This window comes from Streptomyces sp. NPDC005141, assembly GCF_053599975.1.
In genome coordinates, this window is record NZ_JBSFYW010000013.1 from 67,462 (window position 1) to 81,428 (window position 13,967).

At 70.5% G+C, this 13,967-nt stretch carries 12 protein-coding genes; 6 read left to right on the forward strand and 6 right to left on the reverse strand.

Going from position 1 to position 13,967, the window contains the following annotated elements; all coding sequences use genetic code 11:
• Positions 1–14: 14 nt before the first annotated feature.
• A complete protein-coding gene (locus tag ACWD68_RS13145; RefSeq protein ID WP_451806508.1) occupies positions 15–371 on the forward strand; it encodes a hypothetical protein in 357 nt (118 codons plus the stop codon).
• 479 nt (positions 372–850) lie between these two features.
• Here ACWD68_RS13145 and ACWD68_RS13150 read toward each other — a convergent pair whose 3' ends face one another.
• The gene (locus tag ACWD68_RS13150) at positions 851–1,612 is read right to left on the reverse strand and encodes a phosphoglyceromutase (protein ID WP_451806509.1); all 762 of its coding nucleotides are present in this window, start codon (positions 1,610–1,612) and stop codon (positions 851–853) included.
• A gap of 194 nt (positions 1,613–1,806) precedes the next feature.
• On the opposite strand from ACWD68_RS13150, the gene ACWD68_RS13155 reads away from it, so the two are divergent.
• Positions 1,807–3,198, forward strand: a complete 1,392-nt coding sequence (locus tag ACWD68_RS13155) for an MDR family MFS transporter (protein WP_451806510.1) — start codon at positions 1,807–1,809, stop codon at positions 3,196–3,198.
• A gap of 156 nt (positions 3,199–3,354) precedes the next feature.
• Here the strand turns inward: ACWD68_RS13155 and ACWD68_RS13160 are convergent, their stop codons facing one another.
• Entirely contained in the window at positions 3,355–3,831 is a 477-nt protein-coding gene (locus ACWD68_RS13160; RefSeq protein WP_451806511.1) for a DUF2000 family protein, read from the reverse strand.
• A gap of 49 nt (positions 3,832–3,880) precedes the next feature.
• On the opposite strand from ACWD68_RS13160, the gene ACWD68_RS13165 reads away from it, so the two are divergent.
• Positions 3,881–4,672 carry an AraC family transcriptional regulator gene (locus ACWD68_RS13165; protein ID WP_451806512.1) on the forward strand — a complete coding sequence of 264 codons (792 nt, stop codon included), beginning with the start codon at positions 3,881–3,883 and terminating at the stop codon, positions 4,670–4,672.
• Between the two features lie 38 nt (positions 4,673–4,710).
• Here the strand turns inward: ACWD68_RS13165 and ACWD68_RS13170 are convergent, their stop codons facing one another.
• The 3 genes from ACWD68_RS13170 to mshA all read right to left on the reverse strand — a co-directional run bounded on the left by ACWD68_RS13170 (position 4,711) and on the right by mshA (position 8,463).
• Positions 4,711–6,471, reverse strand: a complete 1,761-nt coding sequence (locus ACWD68_RS13170; protein ID WP_451806513.1) for a glycosyl hydrolase family 28-related protein — start codon at positions 6,469–6,471, stop codon at positions 4,711–4,713.
• 139 nt (positions 6,472–6,610) lie between these two features.
• A complete protein-coding gene (locus ACWD68_RS13175) occupies positions 6,611–7,102 on the reverse strand; it encodes a YbjN domain-containing protein (protein ID WP_451806514.1) in 492 nt (163 codons plus the stop codon).
• Positions 7,103–7,125: 23 nt separating this feature from the next.
• The gene (gene mshA, locus ACWD68_RS13180; RefSeq protein ID WP_451806515.1) at positions 7,126–8,463 is read right to left on the reverse strand and encodes a D-inositol-3-phosphate glycosyltransferase; all 1,338 of its coding nucleotides are present in this window, start codon (positions 8,461–8,463) and stop codon (positions 7,126–7,128) included.
• A 308-nt stretch (positions 8,464–8,771) separates the two neighbouring features.
• Here mshA and ACWD68_RS13185 point away from each other — a divergent pair, with 308 nt between their 5' ends.
• The 3 genes from ACWD68_RS13185 to ACWD68_RS13195 all read left to right on the forward strand — a co-directional run bounded on the left by ACWD68_RS13185 (position 8,772) and on the right by ACWD68_RS13195 (position 12,822).
• A complete protein-coding gene (locus ACWD68_RS13185; protein ID WP_451806516.1) occupies positions 8,772–9,557 on the forward strand; it encodes a class I SAM-dependent methyltransferase in 786 nt (261 codons plus the stop codon).
• Between the two features lie 388 nt (positions 9,558–9,945).
• The gene (locus ACWD68_RS13190) at positions 9,946–11,031 is read left to right on the forward strand and encodes an NlpC/P60 family protein (protein ID WP_451806517.1); all 1,086 of its coding nucleotides are present in this window, start codon (positions 9,946–9,948) and stop codon (positions 11,029–11,031) included.
• A 462-nt stretch (positions 11,032–11,493) separates the two neighbouring features.
• The gene (locus ACWD68_RS13195) at positions 11,494–12,822 is read left to right on the forward strand and encodes a PP2C family protein-serine/threonine phosphatase (RefSeq protein WP_451806518.1); all 1,329 of its coding nucleotides are present in this window, start codon (positions 11,494–11,496) and stop codon (positions 12,820–12,822) included.
• A 717-nt stretch (positions 12,823–13,539) separates the two neighbouring features.
• Here ACWD68_RS13195 and ACWD68_RS13200 read toward each other — a convergent pair.
• A complete protein-coding gene (locus ACWD68_RS13200) occupies positions 13,540–13,878 on the reverse strand; it encodes a DUF2516 family protein (protein WP_451806519.1) in 339 nt (112 codons plus the stop codon).
• Between the last annotated feature and the right edge of the window lie 89 nt (positions 13,879–13,967).

Consider the following 13,967-nt stretch of genomic DNA (forward strand, 5'->3'; position numbering starts at 1 on the left):
CCCCACCAACCAACGTGCGCACCACAGCACTAGATGCGGAACTGGGTGCAGAGCTAGATGCAGCATTAGACGCTGAACTAGAAGCAGAGCTAGATGCAGCATTAGATGCAGAACCAGAAGCAGCATTAGATGCAGCATTAGACGCTGAACTAGAAGCAGAGCTAGATGCAGCATTAGATGCAGAACCAGAAGCAGCATTAGATGCAGCATTAGACGCTGAACTAGAAGCAGAGCTAGATGCAGCATTAGATGCAGAACCAGATGCAGCGTTAGTGCTGGTTGAGCTGCCACAACGCAGATCTATGACCCTGCCGCAGCAGGACCTCACTCCGACTGGAGTCACCCGGTCGCGACGCGCCTACAGGGACTAGTGAAGGCGGCACTACAACACTCAACGCACCTCACCCTCACCCCGACTGCCCATACAGCGAGGCGCGTTTTCGATTTCTCCTGGGGAATTTGTCGTTCCGGAGATCGGCAAGTAAAGTCTTGCCACCGATAAGGCGGAGAGGCCACCCGGCCAGGGGTAGCCTCTCCTTTCCATCGGCACACTCATTACTCACTGCTGGAGAAATCATGAACCACATGGAGAAGTCAATGGTGCCACGACGCAGCCTTCGTATCGACCTCACCCCCCGAGAACTGCCGTTCGGCATCATCGGCAGCGGTGGAGCGTGGCTGAGCCTGTCGTCTGGGATCCATCCAGCCGTAGCACTGCTCATGGCGTTCGTAGTGTCCGTCCGCGTGGCCATCCGTCTCATCTAGCCTGACGGCCCGGGGGCGGCCCAGCCCCACCAAAAAGCCCCCGCCCTGCCAAGAAATAGCAGGTCGAGGGCTTGCTGGTGTCGTCTTACTTCTTCTTGCCCTGGTTCTTGACCGCCTCGATCGCGGCTGCGGCCGCGTCCGGGTCGAGGTAGGTGCCGCCCGGGTTGAGGGGCTTGAAGTCGGCGTCCAGCTCGTAGGAGAGGGGGATGCCGGTGGGGATGTTCAGGCCCGCGATGTCGGCGTCGGAGATGCCGTCGAGGTGCTTGACCAGGGCGCGGAGGCTGTTGCCGTGGGCCGCGACCAGGACCGTGCGGCCGGTCAGCAGGTCCGGGACGATGCCGTCGAACCAGTACGGAAGCATGCGGACGACGACGTCCTTGAGGCACTCCGTCTGGGGGCGCAGCTCCGGCGGCAGCGCGGCGTAGCGCGGGTCGTCGAACTGGGAGTACTCGGCGTCGCGGTCGAGCGGCGGCGGCGGGGTGTCGTACGAGCGGCGCCACAGCATGAACTGCTCCTCGCCGAACTCGGCGAGCGTCTGGGCCTTGTCCTTGCCCTGAAGGGCGCCGTAGTGACGCTCGTTCAGGCGCCAGCTGCGGTGGACCGGGATCCAGAGCCGGTCCGCGGACTCCAGGGCCAGCTGCGCGGTGCGGATCGCGCGCTTCTGGAGCGAGGTGTGGACCACGTCGGGCAGCAGGCCGGCGTCCTTGAGCAGCTCACCGCCGCGTACTGCCTCCTTCTCGCCCTTCTCGTTGAGGTTGACGTCCACCCAACCGGTGAACAGGTTCTTCGCGTTCCATTCGCTCTCGCCGTGGCGGAGGAGGATCAGCTTGTACGGTGCGTCGGCCATGGCTCCGAGCGTAATCGAACCCCGCGACCCCTCGCGCCCTAGGCCATCAGTCGGACACGGGAACCCCCGCCCCGCCGCCCCGCGCCCCTCCGACGCCCTTCAGTTGACGGCATCTGTTAATTGAGTGGCTCTCCGAGGCAGCCCACTCGTAAGTTGTGATCACCGCCCGAGCCGCTTACATCCGTGGGGGATCCATGCCACACGCCATCCTGAGACGTGCCGTCCGGGAGACCGTCTCAGGACTCCCCCGCGAGTTCTGGTGGCTGTGGATCAGCACACTCGTCAACCGGCTCGGGGCCTTCGTGGCCACCTTCATGGCCCTGTACCTGACCCTCGACCGCGGGTACTCCGCCTCGTACGCGGGTCTGGTCGCGTCCCTGCACGGCCTCGGTGGCGTGATCTCCTCGCTCGCCGCCGGAGTGATGACCGACCGGTTCGGCCGGCGACCCACGCTGCTCGGCGCGCAGGTGTCGACGGCCGGCTCGGTCGCGCTGCTCGGCTTCATGCACCACCCGGTGGCCATCGCCTCGGTCGCCTTCCTGGTCGGCATGGCCAGCAACGCCTCCCGGCCCGCCGTGCAGGCGATGATGGCCGACATCGTCCGGCCCGAGGACCGCGTCCGCGCCTTCTCCCTCAACTACTGGGCCGTCAACCTCGGTTTCGCCGTCTCCTCCATGGGCGCCGGCTTCATCGCCGAGTTCAGCTACCTCGCGGGTTTCCTCATCGAGGCCGGCATGACTCTCGCCTGCGCGCTCGTCGTCTTCGCGAAGCTCCCGGAGTCCAAGCCCGTGCAGGTCGCCAAGGAGACGGAACCCGCGGTCGGTCTCGGGACCGTGCTCCGCGACGGACGGTTCATGAGCGTCGTCGGGCTGTCGTTCCTCGTCGCCCTCGTCTTCCAGCAGGGCTCCGTCGGACTGCCCGTCGCCATGGGCGCGGCCGGCTTCACCCCGGCCGACTACGGCACGGCGATCGCCGTCAACGGCGTACTGATCGTCGCGCTCCAGATCCCGGTCACCCGTTTCATCGAACACCGGGACCCCAAGCGCCTCCTCGTCATCTCGTCGGTGCTCGCCGGGTACGGGTTCGGGCTCACCGCCTTCGCCGGGTCGGTGGCGGTCTTCACACTCACCGTCTGCGTATGGACCCTCGCGGAGATCGTCAACGCGCCGACGCAGACCGGTCTCGTCGTCCGCCTCTCCCCCGTCCACGGCCGGGGCCGCTACCAGGGGATGTACACCCTCTCCTGGGCCCTGGCCTCGCTCGTCGCGCCCGTGATGTCCGGCGTCGTCATCGACCGTTTCGGCGCGGCCTGGCTCTGGGGGCTGTGCGCGGTGGTCGGTACGGCGGCGGGGCTCGGGTACGGGCTGCTCATGCGGCGGCTTCCGACGCAGGAGTCCGTGCGGGAGCCCCGACGGGAGCCCGGACGGGAGCCCGCGGTGCGGGAGCCCTCCGGGACAGTGCCGGTGCCGGTGCCGGTGCCGGTGGTACGGGACTCCGCGGTCGAGGTCACCCCGGCGGCCGCGACCAGGATCAGCCCCGTGGTGGAGGCCGGTACGGCGCCCCAGGCGGAGGCCGCTCCGGCCTGACGCCACCCCGGCGACCCGGCGAGACACCGGTCTGACGCCACCCCGGCGGCCCGGGCACCTGGGGTGGCGCGGGCCGTTCACCCGCCTCGGATACACGAGACACCCGGGACACCCGGCACCCTGACGCCCCGGCCCCCTCAGCGCGTCCCTCACGCCTCAGGGATGCATCCGCGCCCCCTTCACCACCTTGTCCACCGCGTTCGGGGGCCCGTACACCGCGATTCCCGCCAGATCCAGGTCGCCGCTCGGCACGGCCCGTACGGCCGCGCGGTTGTCCCGGTCGTTGCCCGTCGTGAACAGGTCAGACGTGAAGACCGCTCGCGGCAGCGCCCGGGACAGCGCGCGGCCGTGGGCGGCGGTCAATGTCTCCTTCGACCCCTCGAAGACCAGCACGGGCTGCCGGAACATCGGGAGGTAGGAGACCCCGTCGGCATCCTCGTACGGCTCGCCGACGACCTCGGGGACCACCGTCCCCAGGCCGCTGACGAGGAAGGCCGTCACATTGAGCCGCTGCCAGGGCTCCAGATCGTCGCGCAGGACGACGGCGATCTTGGTGTCGAAGCGGACGGGTGCGTCGTCCGAAGGGCTCACGCCGCTCACACCGGACGGACTGTTGCTGCTCACGCTGCTCATACGACGAGACTGCCGACCGGCGTACGCCGTCGTCTTGTACGTTCTTTGCATGGCCCCCCAGCGCGAGGTGTCCGCATGGCGCCCCAGCGTCCCGGGCATCGTCGAGGTCTTCCACGCGCACTACACCGAGTACGCGTACCCGATGCACGTGCACGAGGCCTGGACGTTGCTGATCGTCGACGACGGCGCCGTCCGGTACGACCTCGACCGGCACGAGCACGGCACCCCGCACGACACGGTGTCGCTGCTGCCGCCGCACATTCCGCACAACGGCGCACCGGCCACCGAGCACGGCTTCCGTAAGCGGGTCCTCTACCTCGACAGCTCGCGCCTGGCCGACGACCTCATCGGGCCGGCGGTGGACGGGCCCGATCTGGTGGATCCCGTGCTGCGGCACCGGGTCGGGCAGGTGCACACGGCTCTCGCGCACCCCGGGGACGAACTGGAGGCCGACAGCAGGCTGACGCTGATCGCCGAGCGGCTGCGCGTCAGGCTGCGCCCCGGCTCGGCCCCGCAGCCCTCGCGCCCGGACCGGCCGCTCGCCCACAAGTTGCGCCAACTCCTCGACGAACGGCTCGTCGAGGGGATCGCCCTCGACGAGGCCGCACGGCTCGTCCACGCCCACCCCGCTCACCTGGTCCGGGCGTTCAGCGGCGCGTTCGGCATCGCCCCGCACCAGTACCTGATGTCCCGCCGGGTGGACCGCGCCCGCCGCCTGCTGCTCGACGGGCGGCCACCGGGCGAGGTGGCCACCACGACCGGCTTCTACGACCAGTCCCACCTCACCCGCCATTTCAGGCGGTTGGTGGGGGTGACTCCGGGGCGGTACGCACGGTCGTGAGCGAGCCGGGGCGTACGGGCCGTCGTGGGCTGTCCGGTCTAGAAGTCGCGCTGGGCCTCGTACAGATTGCGCGGCCGTACGGCGTCGGTCGTCCCGTACAGCTCCAGACGGGAGTGCAGGTCCCCGGTGAAGTCGGGTACGTCGATCTGGTCGAACTCGGTGACCTCGTTGACGCCGACGGTGGCGCTGTAGGGGGCGAGGCCGTCGATCTTCATCAGCCCGGCCCGGCCGTTGGTGACCCTGATGTTCCAGTGGGTGAAGCGCGCGCCGAACAAGGGCCCGGCGGAGGCGTCGCCGCCGTGCCGGCCGTCGTTGTCGACGGTGATGTCGGTGCGGACGTTCGCGAAGGGCAGGCCGCGGTGGGAGTCGAAGGTACCCATCCGCATGTCGCCGCGCGACCAGACGTTGTACGAGGACAGGCCCTCGACGTTGATGCCGTGCAGCTGGGTTCCGGCGGGCGCGGGGACCGTGCGCTCCTCGATGGTGAAGTCCTCGATCAGGTTGTCGTGCGAGCCCTCGCGGCAGAAGTACGGGTGGTGCGCACCGCGTCCCGCGACCCTCGTACGGCGCAGGGTGCAGGCGGAGGCGGCGACGAGACCGAATCCGTTGTCGACGTGGCGGACCGTGACGTCGTCCACCCAGCAGTCGTAGGCGCACTGGAGGACGACGCCGTTGTAACCCTTGTCGAGGAGGTGCGGGGACTGCGGTGTCTCCACCGCCTCCAGGGTCAGCCCCTCCACCCCCGAGCCCGTCAACTCCTCGACGTGCGTGGTCAGCCGTGGGTCCCACTCAGGGCGTACGTCGAGCGGCAGGGGGCGTTCGAGGGTCACCCTGCGGCCGCGCACGCGCGCGACGCGGACGGGCCACTCGTAGGGGACGTACGAGGTCAGCTTGGTCTTGTCGTCCCAGAAGTACGCCTCGGGGCCGGGTCCACCGCCCGACATGTGTTCGAGGAGAGTGTGACCCGCGTCGTCGGCGAGGCGGAGCAGGACGAGCGTGCCGGCACGCAGCCTCGAGGCGTCCCCGACGGTCACCGTCAAGGAGCCCTGGCGTGCGGGCTCGACCGTCGTGAGGGTCTGCCAGGCGTCGCGTGTGTTGCCGGTCCAGCCCTCGAAGGGCCACGCCTTGGCCCTGACGGCCGCGACGAGGGAGTCCCAACGGGCTGTGGGGGCGAGCCAGATGAGGCCGCCGGCCCAGGACCAGGACGACTTGTCGCCGCCGTAGCGGGAGCCGTAGGCACCGATCAGTTCGGTGAGGTTCTTGGTCGCGTACAGGGTCGTACGGCCGCTGCCGGCGCCCCGGAGGACCACGTTCGAGTGACCGATGCGGATCAGGTCGTCGATGCGGAACGTCCCGGGAGGGATGGTGACCGTGCCACCGCCGGCCCTTCCGGCAGCGGCGATGGCACGGTTGATCGCGGGAGCGCAGTCCGTGCTGCCGTCGCAGGCGACGGCACCGTGGTCACGGATGTCGGTCACGACGGGGCGGCGGGGCAGGCGCGCCGCTCCGCGGTGCGAGCCGGACCTTCCGACGTACGGGATCTGCGGGTGGGTGAACGGGGAGCGGGTGAACTCGCGCCAGAGGCGCGGGACTTCACCGGACCGGGCGAGGGCGCCCGGCGCACCCGCGGATGACGCGACGGCCGTCCCCCGCGCGGGTGGCGGCGCTGCCGCCGTGGCCCCCGGCGATGCGGCGGCCGTCCCCGGGGCCGTGCCGGTCACGGCGACGGCCGCCACGGCCGTGGCGCTGCCGAGCAGGGCCCGTCTGGTCATCTCCGCGTATCCGTGCCTGCTGGTCATGCCCGTCCGCCCTTCCGTGCGACTCCCATGATTCTTCATGGATGTGAACGACGTTCAGATTTGCGTCGGCGGCGAGCATGCCACGAGGACCTTCGACGCGGAAGGGGGCGCGCAATGCCTGACGAGTGGAGGGCGAGAGTCAGCGGGCCGGACGCTGAGTCAGATGCGTGAACGCGTCCAGATTGCGGGTCGACTCACCGCGGGACACCCGCCAGGCGTACTCCTTGCGGATCGCCGAGGCGAAACCGAGTTCCAGGAGGGTGTTGAAGGAGCCGTCGGCGGCTTCGAGGACGGAGCCGAGGAGACGGTCCACCTCCTCCGGGGTGACGGCGGTCAGCGGAAGCTTGCCGACCAGGTACACGTCCCCCAGGGGGTCGACCGCGTAGGCGACGCCGTAGAGCTTGAGATTGCGCTCCAGGAGCCAGCGGTGGACCGCTTCGTGGTTCTCGTCGGGGTGGCGGATCACGAACGCGTTCAGCGACAGCGAGTGGCGGCCGACGATCAGCGAGACGGTCGTCGAGAGCTTGCGGGTGCCGGGCAGCTTCACGGCGTACGAACCCGTCGCGGGGCTCTCCCATTCCAGCTCGGCCTCGGTGAGGACCTGCTCGATGATCGACGCTGCGTCAGCCATGAGGGGAGCGTACGTGACCCGTGTCAGGCGTGACGTGCCCGCACCCGGCGCCGGTGGTCCTGCGTCGCCGCCGTGTACACATCCGCGGTCGCCGCGGCCGCGGTGTCCCAGCCGAACTGCTCCGCGTGCCGCGCCGCGGCGGCACCCATCCGGGCCGCGAGGGTCTCGTCGTCGGCGAAATCGCGCAGCACGCGCGCGTAGTCGGCGGGATGGTGGCCGGGGACGAGGAAGCCGGTCTCCTGGTGACGGACGGCCACCGGAAGGCCGCCGACCTCGGCCGCGAGCACCGGCGTACCGGCCGCCTGCGCCTCGATGGCGACCAGTCCGAACGACTCGCTGTACGAGGGCATGACCAGCACGGACGCGGCCCGGAACCAATCCGCCAGCTGTTCCTGCCCGACGGGCGGCCGGAACCGCACGACATCGGCGATGCCCAGCCGCGCGGCCAGCTTCTGGAGCCCCTCCGGCTTGGCGAGCCCGCTGCCGCTCGGACCGCCCACCACGGGGACGACGATCCTGCGGCGCAGCTCCGGCCGCTCGTCGAGCAGCACGGCGACCGCGCGCAGCAGCACGTCCGGGGCCTTCAAGGGCTGTATGCGGCCCGCGAAGAGAGGGATCAGGGCGTCCTGCGGGAGACCGAGCCGGGCGCGGGCGGCGGCGCGGCCGTCCGCGGGACGGAAGCGGTCGAGGTTGACGCCCGGGTGGACGACGGCGACCTTGCCGGCCTCGGCCTCGTAGTGGCGTACGAGTTCGTCGGCCTCCTCCGCGGTGTTCGCGATCAGACGGTCGGCGGCGCGCACGATCTGGGTCTCGCCGATCACGCGGGCGGCGGGCTCGGGGGTGTCGCCCTCGGCCAGCGCCGCGTTCTTGACCTTGGCCATGGTGTGCATCGCGTGCACCAGGGGCGTGCCCCAGCGTTCGGCGGCCAGCCAGCCGACGTGGCCGGAGAGCCAGTAGTGCGAGTGCACGAGGTCGTAGTAGCCGGGGCGGTGACCTGCCCAGGCCTGCATGACGCCGTGCGTGAACGCGCAGAGCTGGGCCGGCAGGTCTTCCTTGCAGAGGCCTTCGTAGGGGCCCGCGTCGACGTGCCGGACGAGGACACCCGGGGCCAGCTCGACGGTCGGCGGGAGCGCGGCGGTGGTCGCCCGCGTGAAGATCTCGACCTCGATGTTGATCGCGGCGAGACGCTGGGCCAGTTCCACGATGTACACGTTCATCCCGCCCGCATCGCCCGTACCGGGCTGGTGCAGGGGCGAGGTGTGCACGGAGAGCATCGCGACGCGACGGGGCCTGCGGTGCAGCCTGAGCCGTGAGGGTGCCGCCGGAGAGCGCCGCCCGAGCCTGCTGACGTACTGGCTCACGTGGCGTTCCTCCTCGCTGCGGGCATGCCTTTCGGAGGACGTGTCGCGCCCTCCAGGAGATGGAACGCCGGAGCCCTCCGCTCCATTTCCTCTTTGCCGAATCATTACCGCTGGTCGCTCAACCGTTCGACCCCAAGGTGCGTCTGCCTCCCTGTCCGCCGGGTTTTCCACAGCGGTATCGGGGCCGGCCGCGGGTTGTCCACAGGCTCACCCGGCACTCGCCGGGTCGGCCTACTCTCGTACGCATGACAACCCGCGCAGCGTCCCTCCCCCACTCTCGGCTTCGCTCGAGCGGGAGCACCCCCATCGTGGGTACGGCGACGCGCGGGACGACGAATCCCAACCGTCTGCGCCGCATGGACCGCTGGATCGCGGCGGTGCACGGCGCCGAACTCCGCAGGACGCCGGAGCCGGTGGCGATCGACCTCGGCTACGGCGCGGCGCCGTGGACCGCGGTCGAGATGCTGACCCGCCTGCGCACCACCGCACCCCGCACCCGCGTCTTCGGCATCGAGATCGAACCGGCCCGGGTCGCCGCCGCCCGCCCGTACGAACGCGAGGGCCTCACCTTCCGGCACGGCGGCTTCGAGGTCCCGGTGCCGGGCCGGCCGCACCTGATCCGCGCGGCGAACGTGCTGCGCCAGTACGGCGAGGAGCAGGTCGCCGAGGTCTGGCAGCGGCTGTGCGCGCGGCTCGCCCCGGCGGGCCACGGCTCCCGGGGCGGACTGCTCGTCGAAGGGACCTGCGACGAGATCGGCCGCCGGCACGTCTGGGTCGCCCTCGGCCCGGAAGGCCCGCGCACGGTCACCTTCGCCACCCGGCTCGGCTCGCTCGACCGCCCGTCCGGCCTGGCCGAACGGCTGCCGAAGGCCCTCATCCACCGCAATGTCCCGGGCGAGCCCGTGCACGCCTTCCTGCGCGACTTCGACCGCGCCTGGGCGGCAGCCGCGCCGTACGCCGCGTACGGCGCCCGGCAGCGCTGGATACGCACGGTCCGCGACCTGACGGCCGACTGGCCGGTCACGGACGGGACCACCCGCTGGCGCCAGGGCGAAGTGACGGTGCGCTGGGAGGCGTTGGCCCCGCGCAGCTGACCGGCCACGGCAGCGGTCGGCGGGGGCGGCGGATCCGGTCGGCCCGGGGCTGCGGACTCGGACTGTCCGGGTGCCACGAACCCGATATGCCCGGGCAGTGGACCCGATCTGTCCGGGCTGCGGACCCGAAGGGTGCCGGAACCGGCCGGGTCGGGCAGCCGGGATCCGGCGGTGCGCGCCGATGGGAACGATCTCGGTGAGTCGCACGTCACACAGGCCGGGGGACGAGATCGTCATGCCGAAGCGGGTCCGGGGGAAGGGAGTTCATGCCCGGCCCGCGGGCCCGGGGAGGGAGTTCATGCCCGACTCTGTCGCATTGCGCGTCGACATGGCACGATCCCCGGGGCGTCCGTAAGTTACTGACGGTAAATCAGTTGGGGGCGGAGTAATGGGATCCGGCAAGCGGAGTCTGACCACGGCGGCCATGGCCCTGGCCTGCGCATGTGCCTGCGTAGTGCTGGCGACACCAGGGATGGCCTACGCGAGCCCGACACCGGCGCCGACCAGAACTCCCGCGGCGACCCCGAAGCCTGTGAGTAACAAGGACCTCGAAGCGGTCCGCAAGAAGCTCGAAAAGCTCTACCACGACGCGGCGGTCGCCACGGACGCGTACAACGCGGCCGAGGAGAAGGCCGAGAAGCAGTCCGCCGAGATCGTCGATCTGGCCCGGGAGATCGTCAAGGGCCAGGCGAAGCTGGACAAGCTGAAGGACCGCGCGGGCGCCGCGGCCCGCGCGCAGTACCGGGGCGGCGGGCTGCCGCCCGGGGCGCGGCTGTGGCTGAGCGACGACCCGCAGGAGTTCCTCGACGGCGCGGGGCGCGTGCGGCAGGGCGAGCACGCCACCAAGGGGCTGCTGGGCGAGATGACGCGCACCCAGCAGGACTTGGAGCAGTACGAGAAGGACGCCTCAGCGCAGTGGCGGAAGCTGGAGGACAACCGCAAGGCCAAGGCCGAGGCCAAGAAGAAGATCAAGCAGCGGATCTCCGACGCCGAGAAGCTGGAGTCCCAGCTGGAGCAGAAGGAGAAGGAGCGGCTGGCGAAGCTGGAGGAAGAGGCCGCGTACCAGGCGCAGTCGGTCTGGCTGAGCTCCGGCGTCCTCGCGGACATCAGGAGCGAGGCGTCCGAACAGGGCAAGAAGGCCGTGAAGTACGCGACCGACCAGATCGGCAAGCCGTACGAGTGGGGCGCGGAGGGTCCGAAGTCGTTCGACTGCTCGGGGCTCACGTCCCAGGCCTGGGCGTCCGCCGGCCACCCCATCCCCCGCACCTCGCAGGAGCAGTGGAAGCGGCTCAAGCACGTCGACGTCAAGGACATGCGGCCCGGCGACCTGATCATCTACTTCGACGACGCCAGCCATGTCGGGATGTACATAGGAGACGGCGCGGTCGTGCACGCTCCTCGGCCCGGACGGACGGTGACGATCACGGGGGCGGGTTCGATGCAGATCCTGGGTGTCGTACGGCCGGACGCGTAAGGCGCCCGGAGCGGACACACCGGGCCCGGCCGGCTGTCGAGGACGGGCCCGGAGGACGAGTGGGGCTGCCGCTCCCGGCCTGTGCGCAGGTAGAGGTACGGGTGCAGGTACAGGTACAGGTACAGGTACAGGTACAGGTACAGGTACAGGTACAGGTGAGGGATTGCGAGGCTCCCCCGGCCTGTACACACCGGGCGGCACCACGGGACGCGTGACGCACCGCACGTGACGCACCGCACGGTTGCCCCGCGCTCGCAACCTCGGGGACGTGACCTTCGTCATCCCTGACAGAACCGCGTCCTGTCCAAATGCGTTACGGGATGCGGCATATGACGGTGGCCCTTTGCGGGACGCCGCGCCGTACGCCATTCCGTTGCGGCACCGGCGGACGCTATGGTCCCCGTCGGTGGGTCGAGGTCCTTCGCCCACCACGCCCTCGGGGGGAGGGAAGGAACCCAGACGATGCCCGTACCCGTACCGCGGCAGAGAGCGATCCCGGCCGTGGAAAGTGGTCAGGCTCGAGCCGTGTTCTCACCCGGCGGCCCATCCGGAGACACCACCGGCGGCCACGCCGGGGCAGCACCGGAACCTCGTGCCACGACCCCGGTCCCGAGCACCACCAATCTGACTCTCCTGGTCATCGAAGACGACCCGGCGGGTTCGCTCGGCGTGCCCGAAATGCTCGACGCGGCCGGCAAACCGATCCGGATCCGTACCGCCCGCAACCTCACCGAGGCCGAGCGGCTGCTCACCGACGACGTCCACTGCATCCTGCTCGACCTCGCGCTGCCCGCGCCGGGCCGGGCGGCGGACGGCGCCGACGAGTTGGCGACGCTCAAGCACGTGCTGCGGCTCGCGCCCGGGCACGCCGTCCTCGCGCTCACCGCGTCCGGCGACGCCGAACGCGGCGCGGAGGCGGTGCGCGTCGGTGCCCAGGACTATCTCTTCCGCGACGAGCTGGACAGCCGGCTGCTGAGCCGCGCGATCCGGTACGCGGTGGAGCGGAAGCGTTCCGACAAGGCCGAGCGACGACTCACCGAGTCCAAGCTGCGCGCCCAGGAGAACGCCCGTCTGGAGCGCGGCCTGCTGCCGACCCCGCTCCTGGAGGGCTCCCCGCTGCGGTTCGCCGCGCGCTACCGTCCGGGCCGCTCCCGGGCGCTGCTCGGCGGCGACTTCTACGACACCGTGCGCACGGCCGACGGCACGGTGCACGCCATGATCGGCGATGTCTGCGGGCACGGGCCCGACGAGGCGGCGCTCGGGGTGGAACTGCGTATCGCCTGGCGCGCGCTGACGTTCGCGGGCCTGTGCGGCGACGAACTCCTGTCCACGCTGCAGCAGGTCCTGGAGCACGAGCGTGAGAGCGACGAGATCTTCGCGACGCTGTGCACCGTGGACATCGCGCCGGACGGCCGTCGTGCCGGGCTCTGCCTCGCCGGTCACCCGTCGCCGCTGATCGCCCGCCCGGGCCGGCCCGCGAAACTGCTGCCGTACGAGAACAACGGGCCCGCGCTCGGTCTGCTCCCGAACGCCCGCTGGCCGCGCATGCAGGTGGAACTGGGTGCCGCGTGGAGCCTGATGCTCTACACCGACGGCCTGATCGAGGGCCACACGGGCGTGGGCAAGGAACGCCTGGGCCAGGACGGCATGGTGGAGATGGTCCGCCGTCAGCTCGCCCAGGGGCTCCAGGGCGAGGAGTTGCTGCGTGCGGCGGTGAACGAGGTGCGCGAACTCAACGGTGGGGAGCTGGCGGACGACGTGGCTGTGCTGCTGCTGGACAGGACGCCTTAGCGGTCGGCTCCGCGTCGCGGGGTTCGCTCGGCGGGCGGGGGTCGCTGCGGTTTCCGGGATGCAGTGGCCTCTGCGGTTTCCGGGATGCAGTGGCCTCTGCGGTTTCCGGGATGCAGTGGCCTCTGCGGTTTCCGGGATGCAGTGCGCTCGCGCCGGCTTCGCGTGCTGGTCCGGTGGGTGGGTCGGGGCCGTGCCGGTACATCCCAGTCCGTCGCCGCTGGATCAGACGTGGGCTACCTGTGCGAACCGCTGCTCGATCCGAACGTAAGCGACGGACATTGGGATGTACTGGCACGGCCCCTCCCGTGCGTGGACGGGCGCGGGTGCGCAGGGGCTTGGGTGCGGCCCTCCCGTGCGCGGACGGCTGCGGGTGCACAGGGGTTTGGGTGATGCCCCTCCCGTGCGTGGACGGGCGCGGGTGCGCAAGGGCTTGGGTGCGGCCCTCCCGTGCGCGGACGGCTGCGGGTGCACAGGGGTTTGGGTGCGGCCCTCCCGTGCGCGGACGGCTGCGGGTGCACAGGGGTTTGGGTGATGCCCCTCCCGTGCGCGGACGACTGCGGGTTGTACGGGGATTGGGTGTCCGGCCCGTTGGTGTGCTGTCCGCTGGGCACGGCCCCTCCCGCGCGTCGTCGGCTGCGGGTTGTGTGGGGATTGGGCGCGGTCCCCTCCCGCTTGCTGTCTGGTGGGGTCGGGCCGGCTTGTGTTGGGCGGGGAGGGTTACCTGCCGCCGTTGTACGGGCCGTACGGGCCGTCGCTGCTGCTTCCGCCGCGGCGGCCGCGGCCGCCGCCGGAGACCTGGCGCAGCGCGGGGCGGACGTCGACGAAGAAGACGATCGTGGCGATCAGGCCCGCGATCTGCAGGAAGAGCATCGGCACCAGGAGGTTCACAGCCACCGTGATGCCGAGGATGATCAGCCAGAACATCTTGTTCTGCTTGTCGGCGGCGCGATAGGCGTCGTCGCGGGCGACCGCGGCCATCACCAGCGCCACCACGGCAAGCACCAGCATGGCTGTGAAGATCAGCCACATCAGGCCGCCGAATGCTGTCATCAGCACAATGCCCACCGCCCGGGTCGAGTCGTCTCTACGGCCACCGTACCCGGAGAACGGGCCGGGAACTCCGAGAGTGCCCGGCCCGTCCGCGT